The organism is Micromonospora sp. HB375 (genome assembly GCF_017872985.1).
Classification (GTDB): domain Bacteria; phylum Actinomycetota; class Actinomycetes; order Mycobacteriales; family Micromonosporaceae; genus Micromonospora; species Micromonospora chalcea.
The window spans coordinates 5,206,423-5,225,711 of sequence record NZ_JAGGJO010000001.1 but is presented as its reverse complement, the minus strand read 5'-3'; the positions used below and the strand labels follow the sequence as shown (position 1 = coordinate 5,225,711).

Genomic DNA, 19,289 nt, shown 5'->3' with positions numbered 1-19,289 from the left:
TCCTCACCCCGGCCCTCGGCCGCCGGGAACCGGCGACCGGGAGCAGAGCCCGCGAATCGGGCAGGTCTGCACTCCTTTAACAGACTAAGGGAGTCGAGGTAGTCCGATCGGTCAGTTGGTCATGAGCGTTCGGTCGAGACTTTGTGGGTTCCGCCGCTCTCCGCCTTCGTCAGGAGGTCGCGGAAACGCCCCGCGCCGGCCACCGGCGAGGCCCATCCGGCGCTCGCCTCGACCAGGCGGGTCTCCGGTCGCTCCAACCAGGACAGGATCCGTTCGGTCTCCTCGGCGGTCGCGGCCGGCACCGGCCCGTGCCCGGGCAGCACCGTCTCGGCGGTGGCCCGGATCGCGTCGATCGTCGGTCGCGGATGGACACCCGGCGGGGACACCCCGGCCCCCGCCAGCCGCCCGTGCCGCACCAGCGCCAGCTCCCAGCCGCCCCGGGCCGCCGGCCGGGCGGCGGCCAGCTCGGCGATGCCGGTCAGCGCGGCCAGCCGCTGCATCCGGACCGCCGCGCGCAGCACCGCGACCAGCCGCCCGCGCACCACAGCCGCCTCCTCGTAGCGCTGGGCGGCCGACAGCACCTCGATGCGGGCGAGCAGCGCGTCCACCACCACGCCGGGATCGTCGCTGGTGGCGGTGCGGAACGGCGTCGCCGCCCGGTCGTCGTACTCCTCGGGGGTGATCCGGTGCTCGCAGGGCGCCGGGCAGCGACCCAGCTCGGCCAGCGCGCAGGCCGGCATGGTGGTGCGCCGGGACAGCCGGTGCGTGCACTGCCGCAGCGGCACCGCGTCGTGGAAGCCGGCGGCGGCCAGCTCCGCCGCCTGCCGGGACCGGAACGGCCCCAGGTAGGCCGTGTCGGTCGGCGCGATGTCGCGCACGATCGACAACCGGGGGTACGCCTCGTCGGTGAGCTTCAGCCACACCTGGCGCTCCGGATACTTCGACCTGCGGTTGTACGGCGGCGCGTGCGCCGCGATCAGCCGCAGCTCGCGGACCTCCGCCTCCAGCGAGTGGGCGCACTCCACCGCCTCCACCCGCTCGGCGGCGGCGAGCATCTCGGAGATCCGGGCCCGCTTCTCCGCGGCGGTGAAGTAGCTGCGCACCCGGGTGGCGATGTCGCCGGACGTGCCGACGTAGAGCGGCCGGTCGTCGGCGGCCCGGAAGATGTAGACGCCCGGCACCTTCGGCAGCCCGTCGGCGAGGTGCCGCTTGCGGCGCTGGGTGGGTGTGACCGCGCGGGCGAACTCGATCGCCTCGCCGACCGTGTCGACGCGGTGCCCGCCGAGCCGGCCGATCAGCCCGTGCAGCACGTCGACGGTGGCCTTGGCGTCGTCCAGCGCCCGGTGGGTGGGCTGGGTCGCGGTGCGGAAGTAGGCGGCGAGCGTGCCCAGCTTGCGGTTGGGCACCTCGTCGCGGGTCAGCACCCGCCGGGCCAGCGCGGCCGTGTCCAGCACCCGCGGGTTGGGCCAGCGGTAGCCGTGCTTCACGCAGGCCGCCTTGAGGAACCCCACGTCGTACGGCGCGTTGTGGGCGACCAGCACGGCGTCGCCGACGAACTCCAGGAAGCTCGGCAGCACCTGCTCGATCGGCGGGGCGGGCAGCAGCATGGCCTGCGTGATGCCGGTGAGCACGGTGATGAACGGCGGGATCGGCACGCCCGGGTTGACCAGCGTGGCGAGCACGCCCAGCTCCTCGCCGCCGCGCACCTTCACCGCGCCGATCTCGGTGATCCCGCCGCCGTCGGGCGCGCCGCCCGTGGTCTCCAGGTCGACCACCACGAAGGTGGTCGCGTAGAGCGGCAGCGCCGGGTCCACGCCGCTGCCCGCCGCAGTGTCCAGGCCGGCCAGCGACTCCTGGACGTACTCCGCTCGTGTCACCCGCGGGACGCTAGCGGCACGGTCCGACACTTGCGTCACTGCGGCCCCAGGAGATACCACGGGGGTACGATGAGAGATCGGCTCACTCACCGGGCGGTGGGCCCGTTCGGGGTGGGAGACTTGCCTCATGCCCCTCACCGAGCCGCACGACGACCACTCCTCCGCGGAGGAGCCGGTCCTCGGCGTGCCCGGCGCCGGTGAGGACGCGCCGACCCCGGTCGAGCCCGAGCCCACCCTGCCCGAACCGGTCCGGCAGCGGATCGTGACGCTCACCGCGGCCGTGCTGCCCGGCCTGCCCGCCGACGAGGTGCCGGTGCCGCTGCGGCGGGTCGCCAAGTTCGCCCCGAACCGCCGCGCCCGGCTCGGCGCGCCCGCGATCGCCGCCCAGCTCACCGCCGACCCGCTGTTCCGGCAGCGGGTCACCGCCCGGGTGCTCGCCGACGCCGGCGACCTCGGCGCGGCAGTGGTGGAGGGCACCGCCCCGGCCGCGGCCGACCCGGTCGAGGTGGCCGCCCTGGCCTACCTGGCCCGGCCCCGGGGCTGGCGGGAACTGATCGAGGCCAGCGGCGAGGCGGTACGCGCCGAGGCCGACAGCGCTGTGGTGGCCGAACTGGTCCGCGAGGCCGAGCAGCGGGCCGCGCGCGCCGAGCACGACCGGGCGGTGGCCCGGGTCGAGGCGGAGAAGCTGCGCGACGAGCTGGCCCGGGTCCGCGAGGAACTCGGTCAGCTCCGCGAGGAGGCGCGCCAGCTCGCCCGTACCCTGCGGGAGACCCAGGCCCGCGAGCGCAAGGCCACCGAACTGCTCGCCACCGAGCGGGGCCGGGCGGCCCGCGCGGCGGCCGACGCGGACGCCGAGCTGCGCCGCGCCCGGGCCCGGCTGGCCGAGGCGGAGGCCGCCGCCGGCGTGGCCCGGGCCAGCGCCAAGGAGGCCCGGTCGGTCGACGACGCCCGGCTGTGGCTGCTGCTGGAGACGATCGGCCAGGCCGCGGTCGGGCTGCGCCGCGAGCTGGCGCTCGACCCGGTGGACAAGCTTCCGGCCGACTTCGTCGCCGACGCGTTCGCCGAGCAGCCGGGCGCCGCGCAGGCCGGCCCGTCGACGCGGGCCCGCGACACCGACGACCCGGCCCGCCTCGACCAGTTGCTCGCGCTGCCCCGGGCACACCTGGTGGTGGACGGTTACAACGTGACGAAGCGGGGCTTCGGCGAGATGTCGCTGGAGCAGCAGCGCAAACGGCTGATCACCGGGCTGGGCGGGATCGCCGCGCAGACCGGGGACGAGGTCACAGTGGTCTTCGACGGCGCCGAGCGGATTCACGGCCTGCCCCCGGCGCCGCGTGGCGTGCGGGTGCTGTTCTCCCGTAAGGGCGAGACCGCGGACGAGCTGATCCGTCGGCTGGTCCGCGCCGAGCCGGCCGGGCGGCCGGTGGTCGTGGTCTCCTCCGACCGCGAGGTCGCCGACGGGGTACGCCGGCACGGCGCGTACCCGCTGGGCGCCGACTCGCTGCTGCGGCGCCTGGCCCGCTCCTGAGCCTTCTCTCTCCCCCCTTGATCGACTCCAGATCGGGGGAGTGGTGGGGTCGGGCGCGTGCTGATCGCGCCACTTCGGCGTACTGGTTGGGGTTCGCGGCGGGTGCTGCCTCGTTGTCCGGTTCTGTCGTACCGGGGCGTTAGCGTTCTGGTGACCGACGGTGGTGGTCCCTTCCCCGAGCGCCACCGGCGACCCGTCAGGAGGCGTTGATGCTGATCGACTGCGACACCTGCGGCAACCGTGGCGCCGGCTGCTCCGGCTGCCTGGTGACCGCACTGCTCGACTCCGACCCGGCCGACCTCGGCCCGGCCGAGCACCGGGCGATCGAGGTGTTCGCGCGGGCCGGGTTCGAGGTCGAGGTGCTACCACCACCCGCGCCCGCCGAGGCGCTGGCGCCGATGCCCCGCCGCCCCGGCCGTCGCCGCCGGGTCGCCTGACGCTGCCCGCCGCTCGCCGCTCGCCGCTCGCCGCTCGCCGCTCGCCGCCCGCCGCCCGCCGGCTTCCGCCTGCCGCTGAAGGAATGCTGCCCCGGGGTGCTCAGGCCGGCCGCCGGGATCACCCCGTCCACCGCATGTCGATCGGGCCCGGGCCGCCGTCTGCCGCGTCGGCCCACCCTGGCATGCGCTGCTCCTCGATCCCCCGAGTCTGGATCCCAGCCACATCTGACGCTCCTTCTCGTCCCCGCCCCGGCAAGGGCCGTCGATCTTGGAGTTGTGGTGCCCAGGATGTCCGAGTAGCCACGTTTGTCAGCCGCCACAACTCCAAGATCGGCGCGCGGGGCGGGCTGGGGCCGCGCGGGGGCGGGGCGGGGCCGCGGGGCGGGCACGGCGGTCTCGCTTGCGCGGCCGGGCAATAGGATGAGCGGTCACGGCGGGAGGGGGCGGGATGACGCGGACCGGGCACGACGGCGGGGTGGAGCGGTGACCCCGCGCGCGTGGGCCCTGCTGACCCTGGCCGGCCTGGCGGTGGCGCTGCTCGTGGCGGTGGCGCTTCTGGTGCCGTGGAGCCGGCCGCCCGCGCCGCGAGCCGACCAGCTCGCGGCGCTGCGTGACCTTCCGGCCGAACAGGTGACCCGGGGCCGCGCGTTTCACGGCGCGCTGCGCCCGGCGGCCTGGTCGGCGCTGGCGGTCGGGCTGGTGGTGGCGTTGCTGCTCGGCCTGACCCCGCTGGGCGGGCGCCTGGTCGAACTGGCGGGCCGGCCCTTCGGCGGGCACTGGATCGCGCAGGCGGTGCTCGGCGGGCTGGCCGTCATGTTCCTCGCCGACCTGCTCACCCTGCCGTTCGCGGCCTGGCGGCGCACCGTGCTGGTCCGCTACGGGCTGAGCACCCAGAGCTGGGGCGGCTGGGCGGTCGACCTGCTCAAGTCGTACGCGGTCAGCGCCGTGATCGGCGCGCTGGTGCTGCTCGGCTTCTACACCGTGGTCCGCCTGGCCCCGCGCTGGTGGTGGGCGTTCGGCGCGGCCGGCGCGGCGGCGCTGGTGGTGGTGCTGTCGTTCGTGCTGCCGGTGCTCGTCGAGCCGGTGTTCAACCGGTTCACCCCGATGGAGCCGGGCCCGCTGCGCAGCGAGCTGACCGCGATGGCGGCCCAGGACGGCGTACCGGTGCGCGACGTGCTCGTCGCCGACGCGTCGCGGCGCACCCGGGCGGTGAACGCGTACGTCTCCGGGCTCGGCCCGACGCGGCGGGTGGTGGTCTACGACACGCTGCTGCGCGAGGCGGAGCCGGCCGAGGTGACGAGCGTGGTCGCCCACGAGCTGGGCCACGCCAAGGACCGGGACGTGTGGACCGGCACGCTGCTCGGCGCGCTCGGCGCCGCCGCCGCGGTGGTGGCGCTCTACCTGATCGGCTCCTGGACGCCGCTGCTGCGGCTCGCCGGCGTCGACTCGATCGCCCAGCCGCGGGCGTTCCCGCTGCTGATCGCGCTGGTCACGGTCGCCGGGCTGCTCACCACGCCGGTGCAGGCGCTGGTCTCCCGCCGGATCGAGGCCCGCGCCGACGCCCACGCGCTGGCGCTCACCGGCGACCCGGCGACGTTCGAGGCGATGCAGCGCCGGCTGGCGGGGGTGAACCTGGCCGACCCCGACCCGCCGCGCTGGGAGCACCTCTGGTCGGCGACCCACCCGTCCACCGTGGAGCGGATGGCCGCCGCCCGCGCCTACGCCAGGGAGTCCGGCCGATGAGCCGCACCTTGCTGATCACCAACGACTTCCCACCGCGCCCCGGTGGCATCCAGTCCTTCGTGCACAACCTCGCGGTGCGACAGCAGCCGGGATCGGTGGTGGTCTACGCGTCGAGCTGGCGCGGGGCGGAGAAGTTCGACGCCGACCAGCCGTTCGAGGTGGTGCGGGAACGTACCCGGGTGCTGCTGCCCACGCCGCTGATCGCGCGGCGGGCGGCGCGGCTGGCCCGCGCGTACGACTGCGACACGGTCTGGTTCGGCGCGGCGGCCCCGCTGGGGCTGCTCGCGGCGGGCCTGCGGCGGCGGTCCGGGATCCGCCGGGCCGTGGCGCTGACCCACGGACACGAGGTCGGATGGGCAGCGCTGCCCGGCGCCCGCTCGGCCCTGCGCCGGATCGGCCGGGGCGTGGACGTGACCACCTACCTCGGCGAGTACACCCGGACGCGGCTGGCGCGCGTGCTGGACGGGCTGACCGAGCTGCGGCGGCTCGCGCCCGGCGTGGACGTGGAGACCTACCACCCGGACGTCGAGGGCACGAAGGTCCGCGAACGGCTCGGGCTGGCCGACCGGCCGGTGGTGGTGTGCGTGTCGCGGCTGGTGCCCCGCAAGGGCCAGGACATGCTGATCCGCGCGCTGCCGGAGATCCGCCGCCGGGTGCCCGGCGCCGCGCTGCTGGTGGTCGGCGGCGGACCGTACCGCTCGACGCTGGAGAAGCTGGCCCGGCAGAGCGGGCTGGAACGCGACGTGGTGTTCACCGGTTCGGTGCCGTCGGCCGACCTGCCCGCCCACTACGCGGCCGGTGACGTGTACGCGATGCCCTGCCGCACCCGTAACCGGGGCCTGGACGTGGAGGGCCTCGGGATCGTCTACCTGGAGGCGGGCGCCACCGGGCTGCCGGTGGTGGCCGGCGACTCCGGGGGCGCGCCGGACGCGGTCCGCGACGGCGAGACCGGGTACGTGGTCGGCGGCCGGGACGTGGCCCAGCTCGCCGACCGGGTGGCCACGCTGCTCGCCGACCGGGACCTGGCCCGGCAGTTCGGCGCCGCCGGCCGGGCCTGGGTGGAACGGGAGTGGCGCTGGGAGACGCAGGCGCAGCGGATGGCCGCGCTGCTGGCCGGCTGACCGCCGCCCCCGGCCCGCAAGCGGCTCCGGCACGACCGCCGAGCCGCCTCAGGAGACGGCTTCGACGTGCACGGGCACCCGGCCCAGGTGCGGCGCCGCCGGGCCGGGGCGGCCGAAGTGCCAGCCCTGCCCGGCGTCGCAGCCGATCGCGCGCAGCCGGTCCGCCTGGTCGGCCGTCTCCACGCCCTCGGCGGTGACGGTCAGGTCCAGCGCGTGCGCCAGCGACACGAGCGAGGCGAGGATCCGCTCGTCGGTGCCGCTGTCCGGCGCGCGCAGGCCGGTGACGAACTCACCGGCCACCTTCAGCTCGTCGACCGGCAGGTCCCGCAGGTACGCGAGGTTGCAGTAGCCGGTGCCGAAGTCGTCGATGGCGACCCGGACCCCCAGGTCACCGAGCACCCGCAGCGCCCGCACCGGCTCGACCACGGTGCTCATCATGGTGCTCTCGGTGATCTCCAGTTGCAGCCGGCGCGGCGGCAGGCCGGTGCGGCCGAGCACGCCGCGTACCTCGGGCACCAGGTCGGCCCGGTGCAACTGGCGTACGGCGAGGTTGACGCTGACGAACGGCGCGTCGCCGTCGACCGCCGACCAGGTGCCCGCCTCGCGGCACGCCTCGGCCAGCACCCAGCTGCCGAGCGGGACGATCAGCCCGGTCTCCTCGGCCAGCGGGATGAAGCTGTCCGGCCGCAGCACGCCCAGCTCGGGGTGACGCCAGCGGACCAGCGCCTCCATGCCGAGGACCCGCCCGTCGCGCAGGGACGTCAGCGGCTGGTAGTCGAGGTAGAACTCGCCCCGGTCCAGGGCGGCGGGGATGGCCGCGGACAGCGCGTACCGGGCCAGGTCGCGGCGGTTGCGGTCGGCGTCGAACAGCGACCAGCGGGCCCCGCCCGCGGCCTTGGCCCAGTGCAGCGTGCTGTCGGCCGCGCGCATCAGCTCCATCGGGGAGGTGCCCGCGACCGGGCGCTCCACGATGCCGATGCTCGCCGAGACGGTCAGCTCGTGGCCGTCGACCAGCGCCGGCTCGCGTACCGCGGCCAGCGCCGCCTCGGCGACCTGCACCGCGTCGTCGGTGCCGGTCGTGCGCTCGATCAGGATCACGAACTCGTCGCCGCCGAGCCGGGCCACCAGATGCTCGCCGAGCGCCTCGTGCAGCCGCTGCGCCACCGCGACCAGCAACGAGTCGCCGACCTGGTGGCCGAGGGAGTCGTTGACGACCTTGAACCGGTCCAGGTCCAGGAAGCAGACGCCGACCCGGTCGGCGCCCCGGTTGATCGCGGCGGCCAGCCGCTCGGTGAACAGCGTGCGGTTGGGCAGGCCGGTGAGCGGGTCGTGGGTGGCCTGGTGCCGGAACCGGGCCTCGCTGTCGCGCAGCGCCCGTTCCGCCTGCGCACGGGCCATCATGGCGGCCCGGCGGATGGACTCCTGCTCGTCGAGCGTGCGGTCGCGCAGCGCGCGGGCGTACCCGGTGGCGACGGTGGCGAGCAGCCGGGCCATCCGGTCCTCGACGTCGTCGACGACCAGGTCGAGGTCGCGGACCAGGCGCAGCTGGATCACCTCGACGGTGCGGCCCAGCCCTTCGGCGGAGGCGATGTGCGCCTGCACCAGCTCCGCGCCGACCTGCTGGCCGATCCGCAGGTCGAACGGCTCGGCACGCAGCGCCTGGGCCAGCCGTTCGGTGAGCCGTTGCAGCATCTCCTCCAGCTGCGACTGGGTCATCGGCAGGTAGCTGGTGCCGGACACCGCCTTGGCCCAGGCCCGGGCGAACACGCCGGGCCTGCTGCGGGCCGCGTCGTCACCCACCGAGCCGCCCGACCCCGCCCATGAACACGGCCCGCTCGGCGTTCTCGGCCTGGTCGGGGGAGTCCGGCCGCCACTGCGGCACCCACACCACACCCGGGTCGACCAGTTCGAAGCCGTCGAACAGCGCGGTCAGCTCGGCCCGGCTGCGGATCCAGAGCTGGCTGTCGGTGCGCCGGTAGACCCGCTCCGCCTCGGCCCGCTCGCCGGTGCCGTCGCGGCCCTCCTCGCTGGCCTGGGAGAGCACCAGGTGGCTGCCGGGCGCCAGTGCTCCGCGCAGCGTCCGCAGGATCTCCTCGGGGCGGTCGCTGTCCGGGATGAAGTGCAGCACCGCCACGATCATCACCGCGACCGGACGGCTGAAGTCCAGCAGCCGGGTGACCTCCGGATGGGTCAGGATCGCCTCCGGGCGGCGCAGGTCCTCCTGGAGTACGGTGGCGTGCTCGTTGCCGGCCAGGATCTCCTGGCTGTGCGCCACCGCCACCGGGTCCACGTCGACGTAGACGACGCGCGACTGCCCGTCGATCCGCTGGGCGATCTCGTGCACGTTGCCGACGGTGGGGATGCCGGAGCCGATGTCGAGGAACTGGCGGACGCCGGCCTGGGCGAGGTACTGCACGGCCCGGCGCAGGAACGCGCGGTTGGCCTGGGCCATCAGTGGCGCCTCCGGCACCGCCTCCACCATCGCGCGGGCGGCCGCCCGGTCGGCGGCGAAGTTGTGCGAGCCGCCGAGGTAGTAGTCGTACATGCGGGCGACGCTGGGGCGTTCGATGTCGATCGTCTCGGGTGCCCAGTCCGGCCGCTGCATGTCCTGCCCCTCGGGTGTCGACGGCGCGCGGTGGTCACCGCCGCGCGGATCACCCGGGTATTCTGCCCCTCCGCCGTCGTGGTGCAAAGACCGTCGTCGCTATGCGTCCGGCCGTTCACCGTACGCGGTCAGCCGCACCCACGACGCCGGAGAGGCCCGCGTCCGCGGTGGACGGGGCCTCTTCCGGCGGTGTGCCTCAGAACTTGGGCGCGTCCGGTGCCTCGAGCAGGCCCAGCCGCAGCGCGGTCATCAGCGCCTGGGCCCGGTTGGCGGCGCCCAGCTTCTCGTAGAGCTTGGAGATGTGGGTCTTGGCGGTCGACTCGCTGACGAACAGCTGCTTGGCGATGCCCGCCACGCTCATGCCGTCGGCGAGCAGCCGCAGCACCTGGCCCTCACGGGGGGACAGCTGCGGGCCGGACGGGGCCAGCCGGCGCTTCATCGCCTCGGCCAGGTCGGCGGCGGTGAACGCGCTGGGGGAGGAGGCGGCGTGCCGGGCGGCGGCGACCACCTCGTCGGCCGGCGCGGTCTTCGGCACGAACGCGCTCGCGCCGGCTTCCAGGGCGCCGAAGAGCTGGTCGTCGCCGGCGTACATGGTCAGCACGACGATGCCCATCGACGCGCTGGACTTGCGCAGGGCGCGGGTGGCCTCCAGGCCGCTGCCGTCGGGCAGGCGAAGGTCCATGATCACCACGTCGGGCTGGAGCGCGCCGGCCTGGCGCACGCCCTCCGCGGCGGTGGCGGCCTCGCCCACGACCTCGAACTGGCGGTCACGCTCGAACGCGTGACGAAGACCCTTACGGATGAGGTCGTGGTCGTCGACTAGGAGAACCTTGGTACGGGTGGCCGGTGTCGGACTGCTGGTCATCCTCGGGTTACTCCCCTTCTGCTGCTGCGGCGCTGCCGCGCACCTTATCGCGCCGGGGCGACGAGCCGAGCACCACGGCCACTGTCGTCCCACTGGGTCGACGTGGCCTGATCTCCAACCGGCCTCGGATACGTTCCGCCCTCTCGGCCATGATCGCAAGGCCATAGTGCCCGTCCGGGCGCTGGTCACCGATGCCGTGACCGTCATCCGACACTTCGATTCGGGTGTACGGGGGATCCACCTCGCACGTGACCCACAGATTCGACGCGCCGGCGTGCTTACGGGCGTTCGTCACCGCCTCCTGCGCGATGCGCAGCAACTCGGCCTCGGTCGCGGCCGGCAGCCGGGCGGTGGACTCGTCGAGTGACAGGTGCACCCGCAGGCCGCCGGAGGCGCCGACGGTGCGGGCGTACTCGGCGATGGCGGCGGCCAGGCCACCGTGCCGGTCCACCTCGCTGCGCAGCTCGAACAGGCTCAGCCGCAGCTCGGTGATCACCCGGGTCACCTCCTGGCGCAGCGTGCGCAGCGAGTCGGCGGTCTCGTCGGCGTCCTCGTGCACGGTGGCCAGGGCGTTGTCGATGCCGTACCCGACCATGACCAGTTCCTGGGCGACCCCGTCGTGGATCTCCCGGGCCAGCCGCTGCCGCTCCTCGTTGGTCGCCAGCGAGCGCACCTCGTCGAAGAGCAGCGCCGCCTCCAGCCGCAGCGCCGCCGGGCCGGTCAGCGCCGTCACCCGGGACACCACCGGCGGCGGGTACGCGGCGGCGGTGTCCGCCTCGATCACCACCAGGCCGACCGTGCGTACGCCCGCCACCAGCGGCACGATCAGCGCGGAGACCTCGCCGGAGTGCCGGGACCGGGCCTGCGACCGGGACGAGACGGTCGGCTGCTGGCTGGCCCAGGCGTCGGCGATGGCCGAGTCGGCGTCGAGCGTGGTCTCCCAGTCGACCCGGTCCGCGCCGATCTGGGCCAGCACCACCAGCCGGCCGCCGCCGCTGGCGGAGAGCACCGCGCCCCGGTCGGTCTTCGCCACCACCCGCAGCTCCTCCAGCAGGTGCTCGGAGATGCCGCCCGGGTCCAGCGTGGCGCCGGGCAGCTGGCGGGCGACCGTACGCAGCTGGGTGAGCAGCCGGGTCGCCTCGGCGTACGGCTGGGGTTTGCCCTCGCCGCGGACCCGCATCACGCGCTGGAGCGTGCCGGCGGTGTAGAGGCCGAGACCGGCCAGGATCAGCCACTGGGCGCAGACCGCCAGGTAGCCCACCTGACCGAGCTGCGCGCCGCCGTCGACCCGGGTGAACGCGGCGCTCGCCACGAGCGTCGCCGCCGCCACCGCGAGCAGCGCGGCGCCCTCGCGGAACCGGCGGCTCAGCGCGGTCACGGTGACCGGCACCGCGAGGTACGGCAGCACCGCCGAGGCGCCCACCCCGCCGGTGACACCGGTGAGGTGGGTGTCGGCGGCGACCTGGCTGGCGGCCAGCCCGAGCACCACCACCTCGGCGAACCTGCTGATCGGGGTGAGCAGCCGGTGCTGTGGGGCGAGCACGGCGGGCAGCCCCGCGACGCCCAGCAGGGCGATCCACCAGAGCTGGGCGGCGTCGCGGGTGGCGAACAGGGTCAGGGCGGCGACCAGCGCGAGGAGGACCGCGCGGGCCGCGACCGCGAGGGGCTGCGTCTGCGGCTGGCCGGATGTGGAGGCGGGCACGTGACGGATCGTAGTCAGCGTTGGTAGATCTCCGCGATCTCCGAGGCGTACGTCTTGTGCACGACCTGCCGCTTGACCTTCAGCGACGGGGTCAGCTCACCGGTGGTCTCGGTGAAGTCCTGCGGCAGGATCCGGAACACCTTGATCGCCTCGGCCTTGGAGACCGCCTGGTTGGCCTGGTCGATCGCGCCCTGCACCTCGGCGCGCAGCGTCGCGTCCTCGCGCAGCTCGGCGATGCTCGTGGTCTCCGGGCGGCCCTGCGCGGCGAGCCACTTCGGCAGCGCCTCCTCGTCGATGGTGACGAGCGCGGCGATGAACGGCTGCCGGTCGCCGACCACCACGCACTGGCTGATCAGCGGGTGCGCCCGTACCTGGTCCTCCAGCACCGCCGGGGCGACGTTCTTGCCGCCGGCGGTCACGATGATCTCCTTCTTGCGGCCGGTGATGCTCAGGTAGCCGTCCTCGTCGAGGTGCCCGAGGTCGCCGGTGCGGAACCAGCCGTCGGCGCTGATCGCCTCGGCGGTGGCCGCCTCGTTGTGCCAGTAGCCCTGGAAGACGATGTCGCCGGCGATGAGGACCTCGCCGTCGTCCTCGATCCGGATGGTGACGCCGGGCAGCGGGCGGCCGACGGTGCCGATCCGGGTGCCGGTGGGCAGGTTCGCGGCGGCGGCCGGGGAGGTCTCGGTCAGGCCGTACCCCTCGCAGATGGTCACCCCGATGCCGCGGAAGAAGTGCCCGAGGCGCGCGCCCAGCGGCGCGCCGCCGGAGATGGCGTCGCGGCACCGGCCGCCCATCGCCGCCCGCAGCTTGCGGTAGACCAGCTTGTCGAAGAGGGCGTGCTGCGCGCGCAGGCCCAGGCCGGGACCGCCGGGCAGCTCCTGCGCCTCGCTCCAGGCGATGGCGACCTTCTCCGCCCGGTCGAAGATCTTGCCCTTCCCCTCGGACTCGGCCTTCTGCCGCGCGCCGTTGTAGACCTTCTCGAAGACCCGGGGTACGGAGAGCACGAACGTCGGCTTGACGTCCTGCAGCTCGGCGACCAGGTTCTTGGTGTCCGCGCAGTGCGCCATGGTGGCCCGGGCGTGCACCACGCCGACCTGGATGAGCCGGGCGAAGGCGTGCGCGAGCGGCAGGAACAGCAGCGTCGAGGCGCCCGGGCGGAACAGGTTCGGCAGCACCGGCACCGCGTTGGCGATGTCGGTGTAGATGTTGCGGTGGGTCAGCACGCAGCCCTTCGGCCGGCCGGTGGTGCCGCTGGTGTAGATGATCGTGGCGACGTCGCCGGCCTTGAGCATGGAGCGGCGCGTCTCGACCTCGGCCGGGTCCACCGCCTCGCCGGCGGTGACCAGGTCGTCCACCGCGCCCAGCTCGATCTGCCAGACCTCGCGCAGCTCGGGCAGCCGGTCCCGGACGCCGGCGACCAGGGTGGCGTGCGCGGTGCTCTCCACCACCACGGCGACGGCGCCGGAGTCGCCGAGGATCCAGGCGGCCTGCTCGGCGCTGGAGGTCTCGTAGATCGGCACGGTGACCGCGCCGGCGGCCCAGATCGCGTAGTCGAACAGGGTCCACTCGTAGCGGGTGCGGCTCATCAGGCCGACCCGGTCGCCGGGGGAGACGCCCGCCGCGATCAGGCCCCGGGCCACCGCGACCACCTCGTCGCGGAACTGCCGGCAGGTCACCTCCTCGCGCGCCGTCCCCGCGCCGGGACGGACGAACTGCACGGTGTCCGGGGCGACCTCGGCGTTTTCCCAGACCGGGTCGGTCAGGTTGGCCGCGTCGCCGACGGTGACGATCGGCGGGACGGAGAACTCGCGCACCTGCACTCCCTCGTGCTCTACCGGCGGGGGCCGGCCTGGTCGGCTCTGTCGAAACCTACCCGCACACCCCGGGGGGTCGGCCAGGGAGGTTGGCCGACCGGCTGGTGGGAGGCCCGTCGGCGGGTGGAGCGGCGCCGGGCGGGACGCGGCCGGGTAGCCTCCCCCCATGGCGGACTCCTCCACCCAGTCGATCATCATCGGCGCGTCACCGGATCGGGTGGCGGCCGTCATCTGCGACTTCCCCAGTTACCCCGAGTGGACCGAGGCGGTACGCGAGGCCGAGGTGATCGAGGAGTACGAGGACGGCTATGCCAGCCAGGTCCGGTTCACCCTCGACGCGGGCGTGCTGGCCGACGAGTACGTGCTGGCCTACGAGTACGCCGAGGACATCTCCCGGATCGAGTGGCGCCTGGTCGCCCCGTCGAAGATGCAGCGGTCCCAGCGCGGGTCGTACGACCTGGTGGGCAACCCGGACGGGACGACCACGGTGACCTACACGCTGGAGGTGGAGCTGTCCGTGGCGATGCTCGGCATGTTCCGCCGCAAGGCCGAGAAAATGATCATGGATACGGCGTTGAAGCAGCTCAAGCGCCGGGTAGAAGCACCCGGTGCGGCGCACTGACCCGACCGTCCCGGTAGTCACGCTGGAGGAGCCGAACCATGGGCACCACTGATCCGGGTTCGGCCCGGGAAGAGGCCGAGCGCCTCGTCGCCACCCTGCTCGCCGGCGCGAAGATGGCCGCCGCCGCGCCCGGCTCCGGCGCCTGGGGTCCGCTCGGTGGGATCCTCTCCGGTGTCCTCGGTCACACCCCGCCCGGCGCCGGGCCCGCTCCGGAGACGCCCGCGCCCGCCGGTTTCGCCACCGGCTCGCCGGAATGCTGTGTCTGCCCCGTCTGTCGCGGTATCGCCGCGTTGCGCGACCCGAGTCCGGAATTCGCCGAGCGGCTCGCCACCGGCGCCGGGGACCTGGCGGCCGGCGTGGCGAGCCTGCTGCGCGCGTTCACCCCCGCCGAGCCGGAGCGAACCGCCGACGACGGCACCGCCGCGGCGGACGGATCCGGGGACCACGTGTGGCGCGAGGCGACCCGTACCGGGCATGATTCTCAGCCGGCACCCGAGCAGGACGTGTGGTCCGCCGCCACCCGGGGGGAGGGCGCGGCCGATTCGGGTGCCGCCGCCGACGCCGCCGGGCCGCCGGAGCCGGCGACGAGCCGGCCACCGGCCGGCCGTCCCGTGGTGCCCGCCTCGCGGGCGTCCGGAGAGGTGGGCGCGGACGCACCAGGCGACGGGGCCTGACCACCGGACATCCCGGGACCGTACGGCTGGTTCGGCCGGTCCCCGGGCAGCACAGCAGAGGGGAGTGGCAGCGGTGACGCTGACCATCGGAGTCGACGTCGGTGGCACGAAGGTGGCCGGCGGTGTCGTGGACGACGCCGGCACGGTACTCGTGCAGACGCGACGGGACACCCCCGCCGACGACGTGGCCAAGACCCGCGACGTCATCATCGAGGTGGTCACCGAACTGGCCGCCGGGCACGCCGTCGAGGCGGTCGGCATCGGCGCCGCCGGCTGGATCGACGCCTCCCGCTCCACCGTGCTGTTCGCCCCGAACCTGGCCTGGCGGGACGAGCCGCTGCGCACGTACGTCGGGGACGCCACCGGCCTGCCGGTGATCGTGGAGAACGACGGGAACGTGGCCGCCTGGGCGGAGTTCCGCTACGGCGCGGCCCGCGACGCCGACGACTCGATGGTCATGTTCACCATCGGCACCGGCGTCGGCGGCGGCATCGTGCTCGGCGGCGGCCTGGTCCGCGGCGCCAACGGCATCGCCGCGGAGCTGGGGCACATGCTCACCGTGCCGGACGGCCACCAGTGCGGCTGCGGCCGGCTGGGCTGCATCGAGCAGTACGCCAGCGGCAGCGCCCTGGTCCGCTTCGCCCGCGCCGCCGCCCGGCAGGAGCCGCACCGGGCCACCGCGCTGCTGGAGCTGGCCGACGGCGAGGCCGAGTCGATCACCGGCCCGATGGTGACCGCCGCGGCCAAGGGCGGCGACCCGGTCTCCACCGAGGCGTTCGCCCAGGTCGGCCGCTGGCTCGGCACCAGCCTCGCGGACATGGCGCAGATCCTCGACCCGCAGGTGCTGGTGGTGGGCGGCGGCGTGATCGACGCCGGTGACCTGCTGCTCGGCCCGACCCGCCGGTCGTTCGCCGAGGCGCTGGCCCAGCGCAGCCGCCTGCCCGTCGCCGAGGTGCGCCCGGCCGAGCTGGGCAACACCGCAGGTGTGATCGGCGCCGCCGACCTGGCCCGGCGGATCTGACATGACGGACTCGGGTGTGCCGCTGCGGGTGCTGTCGTACAACGTCCACGGCCAGCGGGACGACACCGCCGCGCTGGCCGAGGTGGTCCGGGGCGCGGACCCGGACGTGGTGATCGTCCAGGAGGGACCGCGCCGGTTCCGGTGGCGGCAGAAGTGCGCCGCGCTCGCCGAGTCGTTCGGCATGGTGGTGGCGGCCGGCGGCCTGCCGTCGCTGGGCAACGTGCTGCTGACCAGCCTGCGGGTGCGGGTCACCGACACCAGCTGCCAGCGCTATCCGCTGACGCCGGGGCGGCACATGCGCGGCGCCGCGTACGCACGCTGCCGGGTCGGCGGCGTCGACGTGCTGCTGGCCGGCTCGCACCTGTCCACCGACCCGGCCGAGCGGCCCGCGCAGGCGGCCGCGTTCAAGCGGGAGCTGGCCGCGTCCACGCTGCCCGTGGTGGCCGGCGCGGACCTCAACGAGGGCCCGGACGGGCCGGCCTGGCGGACGGTCGCCGAGGGGCTCACCGACGCGGCGCTGGCCGCCGACCGGGCCGACCGGCACACGTTCTCCTGCGCCGACCCGCGCCGCCGCATCGACGCGCTGTTCGTCGACCCCCGGATCACAGTGGTCGACTACGACGTGGTGGACACGCCGCTGACCCGTCGCGCCAGCGACCACTTCCCGGTCCTGGTGGACCTGCTGCTGCCCACCGCCTGACGGCCGCGGACCGCCGGCCGTGACGCACGGTCACGGACCCGGCGGCCGGCAGGACAACCGCTTCGCCGCCTTTGCTCTGCCGCCACATGCGCATCAGTTACCCGTCGTGATCGGCGGCCGCCTCCCGGCCGGCCGGCCGAGAGGCGTCAGGCCAGCTCCCGCCGGTGCCGCGTCCGTGGCGGCAGAGCAAAGGGCGCACGAGGTACGCCTCCGGCGCGGCCGGTCCATTCACGCTCGGTGACCGGGTCGGCGGTGACGCTGTGTCAAGCGAGTCGAGCGGGTGGGCGGCGGCGAAATCGGTGGCTGGACAACCGCTGGCATTCTCGGCAGGATTTCGCGGTGTCCTCCTCCACCGACCCCGGCCACCCCGATCCGGACTCCACGGTCGCATCGAGCCGTGCCGAACGCCCGGTCTCCGACCGGGGTGACACGGTCTGCGTCATCGGCGCCGGCGCCAGCGGCCTGACCGCCGTCAAGAACCTCCGCGAGGCCGGCTTCGGCGTGGACTGCTACGAGCGGGAGACAGGCGTCGGCGGCACCTGGAACTGGCGGCACGACCGCAGCCCGGTGTACGCCAGCACGCACCTGATCTCGTCCCGGCCGTTCACCCAGTTCCCCGACTTCCCGATGCCGGACGACTGGCCGGACTACCCGCACCACAGCCAGCTGCTGTCCTACTTCGAGCGGTACGCCGACCACTTCGACCTGCGCCAGCACGTCTGGTTCGGCACCGAGGTGGTCCGGGTCGAGCCGGTCGAGGGGGACCGGTGGGACGTGACCACGCGCAGCACCGGCGGCTACGGCCCCGAACGCACCTCCCGGTACGCCGCCGTGGTGCTCGCCAACGGGCACAACTGGTCGCCGAAGCTGCCCCGCTACGAAGGGCTGGAGCAGTTCCGGGGCGAGGTCATGCACGCCTCGTCCTACAAGGACCCGGCGCAGCTGCGCGGCAAGCGGGTGCTGGTGGTGGGCGCCGGCAACACCGGCTGCGACATCGCGGTCGAGGCGGCCCAGCAGGCGTCGCACTGCTGGCACTCCACCCGGCGCGGCTACTGGTACGCCCCGAAGTATGTCCTCGGCCGCCCCGCCGACCAGGTCAACGACACGCTGCTGGCGCTGCGGGTGCCACTGCGGGTACGGCAGTGGCTCTACCACTGGACGCTGCGGCTGACCGTCGGCGACCTGACCCGGTTCGGCATGCCCGAGCCCGACCACCGCGTCTACGAGACGCACCCGATCGCCAACAGCCAGCTCGTCTACTACGTCGGGCACGGCGAGGTCACACCGGTGCCGGACGTGGCCCGGTTCGACGACCGTGCGGTCGAGCTGACCGACGGCCGGCGCATCGACCCGGAGCTGGTCGTCTTCGCCACCGGCTATCTGCCGCGCTTCGAGTTCCTCAAGGGACAGGTGCTCGGCGACGAGGACGGGTCCGGGCGGCCCCGGCTGTGGCTCAACGCGTTCACCGCCGGGTATCCCACGCTCGCCGTGGTCGGCCTGGTGCAGCCGGACTCCGGCATCTTCCCCATCTCGCACTGGCAGAGCGTGCTGTTCGCCCGGCTGCTCACGCTGCGCGCCACCCGGCCGGAGCGGGCCGCCGCGTTCGAACGCAAGGTCCGCGCGGGCCTCGGCGAGCGGTACTCGGCCAAGGTCAAGGACAGCACCCGGCACTGGTTCGAGGTCGGGCACGCCGACTACCTGCGTGCGCTCCAGCGGGCGCTGCACGAGCTGGAGGGTGTCAAATGACGGTTGAGCGTGTGCGGGTCGTCCGGTCCTGGGAGTGGGCCCGGCCGGAGCGGCCCGCCCGCCGGGAGGTGCTCGCCGCCGTACCCGAGCGGGAGGAGGCGAAGCCGCCGCTGCTGTTCGTACCCGGCTTCGGCCACGGCGCGTGGGCGTTCGCCGAGCACTGGCTGGGGCACGCCGCCGGTCGCGGCTTCCCGGCGTACGCGCTGAGCCTGCGCGGGCACGGCGGCAGCGAGCCGGCGCCGGAGGCGACGCTGCGCTCGTACACCCATGACGTGACGCAGGTGGCGGCGAGCCTGCCGCGGCAGGCGGTGCTGGTGGGGCACGGCGCCGGCGCCCGGGTCGTGGCGCACGCGCTGGCCCGCTACCCGGCGCGGGCCGCGGTGCTGGTGGCGCCGGTGCTCGGCGGCTGGGCGACGTTCGGCACGGCGTTGCGGCGAAATCCGGCCGGGACCCTGCCGGCGGTCTTCGGCGCCGGGCTGCGGCTGCACCGGCGGCAGCTGTTCAGCCGGGAGCTGCCCGACGCCGACGCCCGGCGGCACCTGGCCCGGCTGGGCCGGGCCGGGCGGCGGGCGCAGTGGCAGCTGCTGACCGGCCGGGGGCCGGAGCCGGCGGTGGGCCGGCCACCGGTGCTGGTGCTGGGCAGCCCGGACGACCGGGTCGTGCCGGCGTCCGCGCTGATCCGGGCCGCCCAGCGGTACGCCTCCGCGCCGCTGCTCTTCCCCGGCATGGGGCATGACCTGATGCTCGACGCCCGCTGGCGGGAGCCGATCGACGCGATCCTGGACTGGCTGGACAAGGACCCGGCGTCCGCGGCGGGGTGAGCGCCGGGGCGCC

General features: G+C 74.7%; 16 protein-coding genes. 10 read left to right on the top strand and 6 right to left on the bottom strand.

Annotated features, from left to right (window positions below):
* Window positions 1-119: 119 nt before the first annotated feature.
* Window positions 120-1,877 carry a DEDD exonuclease domain-containing protein gene (locus J3R08_RS22870; RefSeq protein WP_209962713.1) on the bottom strand — a complete coding sequence of 586 codons (1,758 nt, stop codon included), beginning with the start codon at window positions 1,875-1,877 and terminating at the stop codon, window positions 120-122.
* Window positions 1,878-2,004: 127 nt separating this feature from the next.
* Here J3R08_RS22870 and J3R08_RS22865 point away from each other — a divergent pair, with 127 nt between their 5' ends.
* The 4 genes from J3R08_RS22865 to J3R08_RS22850 all read left to right on the top strand — a co-directional run bounded on the left by J3R08_RS22865 (window position 2,005) and on the right by J3R08_RS22850 (window position 6,706).
* Window positions 2,005-3,405 carry an NYN domain-containing protein gene (locus J3R08_RS22865; RefSeq protein WP_113972547.1) on the top strand — a complete coding sequence of 467 codons (1,401 nt, stop codon included), beginning with the start codon at window positions 2,005-2,007 and terminating at the stop codon, window positions 3,403-3,405.
* 209 nt (window positions 3,406-3,614) lie between these two features.
* Window positions 3,615-3,842: a hypothetical protein gene (locus tag J3R08_RS22860; RefSeq protein ID WP_043329386.1), complete on the top strand. Its 228-nt coding sequence runs from the start codon at window positions 3,615-3,617 to the stop codon at window positions 3,840-3,842.
* A gap of 483 nt (window positions 3,843-4,325) precedes the next feature.
* Window positions 4,326-5,585: a M48 family metallopeptidase gene (locus J3R08_RS22855; RefSeq protein ID WP_209962711.1), complete on the top strand. Its 1,260-nt coding sequence runs from the start codon at window positions 4,326-4,328 to the stop codon at window positions 5,583-5,585.
* Entirely contained in the window at window positions 5,582-6,706 is a 1,125-nt protein-coding gene (locus tag J3R08_RS22850) for a glycosyltransferase family 4 protein (protein WP_209962709.1), read from the top strand. Before J3R08_RS22855 ends, J3R08_RS22850 begins: the two co-directional genes overlap by 4 nt.
* 48 nt (window positions 6,707-6,754) lie before the next feature.
* Here J3R08_RS22850 and J3R08_RS22845 read toward each other — a convergent pair whose 3' ends face one another.
* The 5 genes from J3R08_RS22845 to J3R08_RS22825 form a co-directional block, all read right to left on the bottom strand.
* Complete coding sequence (locus tag J3R08_RS22845) at window positions 6,755-8,422, bottom strand: bifunctional diguanylate cyclase/phosphodiesterase (RefSeq protein WP_205797365.1); 1,668 nt, start codon at window positions 8,420-8,422, stop codon at window positions 6,755-6,757.
* Between the two features lie 76 nt (window positions 8,423-8,498).
* Window positions 8,499-9,311 carry an SAM-dependent methyltransferase gene (locus tag J3R08_RS22840; protein WP_043329389.1) on the bottom strand — a complete coding sequence of 271 codons (813 nt, stop codon included), beginning with the start codon at window positions 9,309-9,311 and terminating at the stop codon, window positions 8,499-8,501.
* 196 nt (window positions 9,312-9,507) lie between these two features.
* The gene (locus J3R08_RS22835) at window positions 9,508-10,176 is read right to left on the bottom strand and encodes a response regulator transcription factor (protein WP_013287678.1); all 669 of its coding nucleotides are present in this window, start codon (window positions 10,174-10,176) and stop codon (window positions 9,508-9,510) included.
* Between the two features lie 7 nt (window positions 10,177-10,183).
* A complete protein-coding gene (locus tag J3R08_RS22830) occupies window positions 10,184-11,878 on the bottom strand; it encodes a GAF domain-containing sensor histidine kinase (protein WP_043329391.1) in 1,695 nt (564 codons plus the stop codon).
* Between the two features lie 14 nt (window positions 11,879-11,892).
* Window positions 11,893-13,692 carry a long-chain fatty acid--CoA ligase gene (locus J3R08_RS22825; protein ID WP_064446408.1) on the bottom strand — a complete coding sequence of 600 codons (1,800 nt, stop codon included), beginning with the start codon at window positions 13,690-13,692 and terminating at the stop codon, window positions 11,893-11,895.
* 166 nt (window positions 13,693-13,858) lie between these two features.
* Between J3R08_RS22825 and J3R08_RS22820 the strand changes: the two genes are divergently transcribed.
* From J3R08_RS22820 to J3R08_RS22795, 6 genes are all read left to right on the top strand, one after another.
* On the top strand, window positions 13,859-14,314 hold the full coding sequence (locus J3R08_RS22820) for an SRPBCC family protein (RefSeq protein ID WP_043329393.1): 456 nt from the start codon (window positions 13,859-13,861) through the stop codon (window positions 14,312-14,314).
* Window positions 14,315-14,352: 38 nt separating this feature from the next.
* A complete protein-coding gene (locus tag J3R08_RS22815) occupies window positions 14,353-14,988 on the top strand; it encodes a hypothetical protein (RefSeq protein ID WP_043329396.1) in 636 nt (211 codons plus the stop codon).
* Window positions 14,989-15,061: 73 nt separating this feature from the next.
* Window positions 15,062-16,009, top strand: coding sequence for an ROK family glucokinase (locus J3R08_RS22810; protein ID WP_030500161.1), 948 nt, complete (start codon window positions 15,062-15,064; stop codon window positions 16,007-16,009).
* Between the two features lies 1 nt (window position 16,010).
* Window positions 16,011-16,709: an endonuclease/exonuclease/phosphatase family protein gene (locus J3R08_RS22805; protein WP_064445187.1), complete on the top strand. Its 699-nt coding sequence runs from the start codon at window positions 16,011-16,013 to the stop codon at window positions 16,707-16,709.
* A gap of 339 nt (window positions 16,710-17,048) precedes the next feature.
* Window positions 17,049-18,455 carry an NAD(P)/FAD-dependent oxidoreductase gene (locus tag J3R08_RS22800; protein ID WP_209962707.1) on the top strand — a complete coding sequence of 469 codons (1,407 nt, stop codon included), beginning with the start codon at window positions 17,049-17,051 and terminating at the stop codon, window positions 18,453-18,455.
* Window positions 18,452-19,276 (top strand): alpha/beta hydrolase, encoded by an 825-nt coding sequence (locus J3R08_RS22795; RefSeq protein WP_069089002.1) that lies wholly within the window; start codon window positions 18,452-18,454, stop codon window positions 19,274-19,276. The genes J3R08_RS22800 and J3R08_RS22795 overlap by 4 nt, the downstream gene beginning before the upstream one ends.
* Window positions 19,277-19,289 lie beyond the last annotated feature (13 nt).

Excerpts from the sequence above, each read along its gene's own strand:
- J3R08_RS22865 (WP_113972547.1), top strand. The coding sequence starts at position 2,005 with ATGCCCCTCACCGAGCCGCACGACGACCACTCCTCCGCGGAGGAGCCG.
- J3R08_RS22860 (WP_043329386.1), top strand. The coding sequence starts at position 3,615 with ATGCTGATCGACTGCGACACCTGCGGCAACCGTGGCGCCGGCTGCTCC.
- J3R08_RS22850 (WP_209962709.1), top strand. The coding sequence starts at position 5,582 with ATGAGCCGCACCTTGCTGATCACCAACGACTTCCCACCGCGCCCCGGT.
- J3R08_RS22845 (WP_205797365.1), bottom strand. The coding sequence starts at position 8,422 with ATGACCCAGTCGCAGCTGGAGGAGATGCTGCAACGGCTCACCGAACGG.
- J3R08_RS22840 (WP_043329389.1), bottom strand. The coding sequence starts at position 9,311 with ATGCAGCGGCCGGACTGGGCACCCGAGACGATCGACATCGAACGCCCC.
- J3R08_RS22835 (WP_013287678.1), bottom strand. The coding sequence starts at position 10,176 with ATGACCAGCAGTCCGACACCGGCCACCCGTACCAAGGTTCTCCTAGTC.
- J3R08_RS22820 (WP_043329393.1), top strand. The coding sequence starts at position 13,859 with ATGGCGGACTCCTCCACCCAGTCGATCATCATCGGCGCGTCACCGGAT.
- J3R08_RS22815 (WP_043329396.1), top strand. The coding sequence starts at position 14,353 with ATGGGCACCACTGATCCGGGTTCGGCCCGGGAAGAGGCCGAGCGCCTC.
- J3R08_RS22805 (WP_064445187.1), top strand. The coding sequence starts at position 16,011 with ATGACGGACTCGGGTGTGCCGCTGCGGGTGCTGTCGTACAACGTCCAC.
- J3R08_RS22795 (WP_069089002.1), top strand. The coding sequence starts at position 18,452 with ATGACGGTTGAGCGTGTGCGGGTCGTCCGGTCCTGGGAGTGGGCCCGG.